This is a genomic window from Aphanizomenon sp. UHCC 0183 (assembly GCF_009712065.1).
Taxonomy (GTDB): domain Bacteria; phylum Cyanobacteriota; class Cyanobacteriia; order Cyanobacteriales; family Nostocaceae; genus Dolichospermum; species Dolichospermum heterosporum.
Map to the genome: position 1 here is coordinate 8,755 of NZ_VILC01000027.1, position 4,310 is coordinate 13,064.

Annotated in this window: 2 protein-coding genes; both read left to right on the forward strand. The window is 43.2% G+C overall.

Features of this window, described 5'->3' with window-relative positions:
- Positions 1-155 precede the first annotated feature (155 nt).
- A complete protein-coding gene (locus tag FJR37_RS11585; RefSeq protein WP_039201735.1) occupies positions 156-2,342 on the forward strand; it encodes an HAD-IIB family hydrolase in 2,187 nt (728 codons plus the stop codon).
- 324 nt (positions 2,343-2,666) lie between these two features.
- Positions 2,667-4,058 (forward strand): malic enzyme-like NAD(P)-binding protein, encoded by a 1,392-nt coding sequence (locus FJR37_RS11590; RefSeq protein ID WP_039201727.1) that lies wholly within the window; start codon positions 2,667-2,669, stop codon positions 4,056-4,058.
- The last annotated feature ends 252 nt before the right edge of the window (positions 4,059-4,310 follow it).

The following is a 4,310-nucleotide window of genomic DNA, read 5'->3' on the forward strand; positions in this document are numbered from 1 at the left end:
CCCAACTCCCCCAACTCCCCCAACTCCCCCAACTCCCCCAACTCCCCCAACTCCCCCAACTCCCCCAACTTCCCCTGTTCCCTATTCCCTGCTATAACTATAACAAATCACGCAAAAACGTCTGATTTATGGCTAATTATGGAGGAATCAACACTGTGACAAATGACCCAGGGTTGTATATTTTGCTCGTCAGCGTTCATGGTTTAATTCGTGGTAACAATCTAGAGTTAGGTAAAGATGCTGACACTGGTGGACAAACCAAATACGCGGTCGAACTGGCTTGCACATTAGCTAAAAATCCCCAAGTCGCAAGAGTTGATTTAGTAACCCGGTTGGTAAATGATCCCAAAGTTAGCCCTGATTATGCTCAACCAGTCGAAATTCTCGCAGATAAAGCCCAAATTATTCGCATCGCCTGTGGTCCCAAACGCTACCTCCGCAAAGAAGTTCTTTGGCCACATTTAGATACATTTGCAGATGAATTACTCAAACACATTCGCAAAATCGGCAAAATTCCTCATGTTATTCATACACATTATGCTGATGCTGGATACGTAGGTTCTAGGGTTGCGGGTTGGTTAGGTATACCTTTAGTCCATACGGGTCACTCCCTGGGACGCATCAAACAACAAAGATTATTAGAACATGGGACTAAACAGAAAACTATTGAAGAAAATTTTCATATTAGTACAAGAATAGAGGCGGAAGAAATCACTCTGGGAAGTGCAGCTTTAGTTATAGCCAGCACTCATCAAGAAGTTGAAGAGCAGTATAGCGTTTACGATCACTATCAACCCGAACGTATGGTAGTCATCCCTCCAGGTGTCACCTTAGAGCGTTTTTATCCAGCCGCAGATAATTGGCAAAATCCGCCTATTCAACAGGAATTAGAGAAGTTTCTCAAAGACATACAAAAGCCTATAATTATGGCGATTTCTCGCCCAGCTATCCGTAAAAATGTCAGTAGTTTAATTAAAGCTTATGGGGAAGATCCCGAACTGCGCCAATTAGCTAACTTGGTGCTAATTTTAGGCAAAAGAGACGATATTTTGGCAATGGAATCGGGTCCGCGTCAAGTATTTTTAGAGATATTGCAATTAATAGACCGCTATGATCTTTATGGTCATGTTGCTTATCCTAAACATCATCATGCAGATGATGTACCAGATTTATATCGGTTAACGGCGAAAACCCAAGGAGTGTTTATCAACCCAGCTTTAACAGAGCCATTTGGACTGACATTAATTGAAGCGAGCGCCTGTGGTGTCCCTATCATTGCTACGGCTGATGGTGGTCCAAGAGATATTCTCGCGGCTTGTCAGAATGGATTATTAATTGATCCTTTGAATATTCAAGATATCCAAAATGCTTTGCGAGTAGCTCTCACCAATCCAGAACAATGGCAACAATGGTCTAAGAATGGCATGATTAATGTTTGCCAACATTTTTCTTGGGATAGTCACGTAGAGCATTATCTCGAACAAGTTCACCGATTATTGCCCCAAAAACGCATTCAATCTCTGTTAAGTCCGCTTGTTAAATCCCCCGCAGATGAACATCCCGATTGGAATATATCGGAGACTAATCACCTACCAACGGCTGATCGGTTTTTGGTATGTGAAATTGATAATACTCTATTAGGTGATCAGGAAGCTTTAGAAAAGTTAATTCAGAGGATTCGTGATCAAGGGAATACAACTGGAGTCGGTATTGCTACAGGGCGCAGTCTGAAAAGTACCTTAAGTATGCTGGAGGAATGGCGTTTTCCCATGCCAGATTTGCTAATTACATCGGCAGGAAGTGAAATTTACTACGGTCCGCAGATAGTCACAGATACAAGTTGGAAAAGACATATTTCTTACCATTGGCAACGGTCAGAAATTCGGAAAGTGATGCAGGATATTCCTGGGGTAGAATTGCAATCGGCTGATGCTCAGGGTAAGTTTAAGGTTAGCTATTTTGTGGATGAGGCAAAATCACCTAGTGTCCGTGAAATTATCCGTCGTTTGCGCCAACATCGTCTTCATGTGAAGGGATTTTATAGCCATAATATGTATCTTGATTTATTGCCTATCCGAGCCTCTAAGGGGGATGCTATTCGTTATGTGGCTCTAAAGTGGGGGTTGCCTGTGCAACGCTTTTTGGTGGCTGGGGCTTCGGGTAATGATGAATCTATGTTAGCTGGTAATACTTTGGCAGTGGTGGTGGGAAATCACAGTCAGGAAGTGGAAAAGCTGCGCGGTTTACCACAGATTTACTTTGCTGAAGGAAATTATGCTTGGGGGATTTTGGAAGCTTTAGATTATTATGACTTTTTCGGCAACTTATCTCCAACACCATAAGCAGGTTGGCGTTGAAAATTGTCGTTATGGCAAGGCAAAAGGCAAGAGGCAAGAGTGAAGAGGGTTTGGGCGATTTTACGTTTCTTTGCACAGTTTGGTTTTATTGTGTTCACCTACTTAACTGTCCAGGGACTTATATTGCTCAAAAAGAGATAAATATGGAAAATCCATGAATTCATCCATATTCATCTGCGTTTATCTGCGTTTATCTGCGGTCAATAATTCTGGAAATCTGATTTTGGATGACACGGGTTTTTTGGGAAAATAAAATTTCCCGTAGCAATTCACTATAAAATCTAAAATTCAAAACAGAGATTAGCACACATGGAAAATCTTACTCCTAATTCTAGTTTTAGTGTGACATTGCGCTTACAAATTCCCAATCGGGTGGGGATGTTAGCTTCTGTTACTCAAGCGATCGCTGCCACTGGTGGTAATCTCGGACAAATTGATTTAATTGAACAAAGCCGTCAAGAATCTATCCGTGATCTGACTGTTGATGCGGCGAGTACGGAACACGCGGAAACTATTGTCCAAGCGGTGAAGGGATTATCAGATATTCAGGTAATTGATGTTTATGACCGCACCTTTAATTTGCATCGCGGTGGCAAAATCAGTATTGTGAGTAGAATTCCGCTCAAAAGTGTTTCTGATTTAGCTATGGCTTATACTCCCGGAGTTGGTCGCATTTGTAAGGCGATCGCCGAAAATCCAGAGGAAGTATATAATCTGACTATCAAACAGAACACGGTGGCGATCGTCACTGATGGTAGTGCAGTATTAGGTTTAGGCAATTTGGGACCAGCGGCGGCTTTACCCGTGATGGAAGGGAAAGCGATGCTGTTTAAGGAATTTGCTGGACTGGATGCTTTTCCCATTTGTTTAGATACTCAAGATACAGATGAGATTGTCAAAGCAGTTAAAAATATCGCCCCGGTTTTTGGTGGTGTAAATTTGGAAGATATCGCTGCCCCCCGCTGTTTTGAAATTGAAAAAAGACTGCGGGCGGAATTAAATATCCCGATTTTTCATGATGACCAACATGGTACAGCCATTGTCACCTTAGCGGCTTTGTTTAATGCTCTCAAACTCGTGCAGAAATCCCTTGCAGATATCCGCATTGTGATTAATGGTGCAGGTGCGGCTGGGGTAGCGATCGCTCGGTTACTCCGCAAAGCTGGTGCAGAAACCATTTTGATGTGTGATTCTAAGGGAATTATTTCCCATAATCGCACCGATTTAACCGCTGAAAAACTGGAATTTGCTGTTAAAGCCCAAGGAACTTTAGCTGGTGCAGTTCAAGGTGCAGATGTGTTTATTGGTGTCAGCGCACCGGGAGTTTTAACCCCAGAAATGGTACAGGGAATGACGAAGGATGCAATTGTGTTTGCAATGGCTAATCCCATTCCCGAAATTCAACCCGAATTAGCCCCTAAAAACGTCGCTATCATGGCTACGGGTCGAAGTGACTACCCCAACCAAATCAATAACGTCCTGGCGTTTCCTGGGGTGTTTCGTGGGGCTTTAGATTGTCGGGCTAGGACGATTACTACTAATATGTGTTTGGAAGCTGCCAATGCGATCGCATCTTTAGTTAAACCCTCGGACTTGAATCGGGAACATATTATTCCTTCTGTCTTTGATCGGCGTGTTGCTACTGCTGTGGCTGCTGCTGTCCAACAAGCCGCACGGGAAGAAGGTATTGCTCAAAATTAGTTAATTTGTGGGATAGGCATCCTTGGACTGAGCTTGTCGAAGTCTTGCCTGTCCCTATGGAAAGGTATTGAGATGCGTTGACACTCTCCGGTCTAAAGACGCAGAGATTCTATAGAGAGTTTCAGTCTATATCCCTCAGTTATCCCAGTTGCTGCCGACTGAATGCGGCTTGATAACTACCTTTCTATAGGAATCCGGTTTGATTCTGTGAATTTACTTGTGTGATCAGGGAACAGGGAACAGGGAACAGGG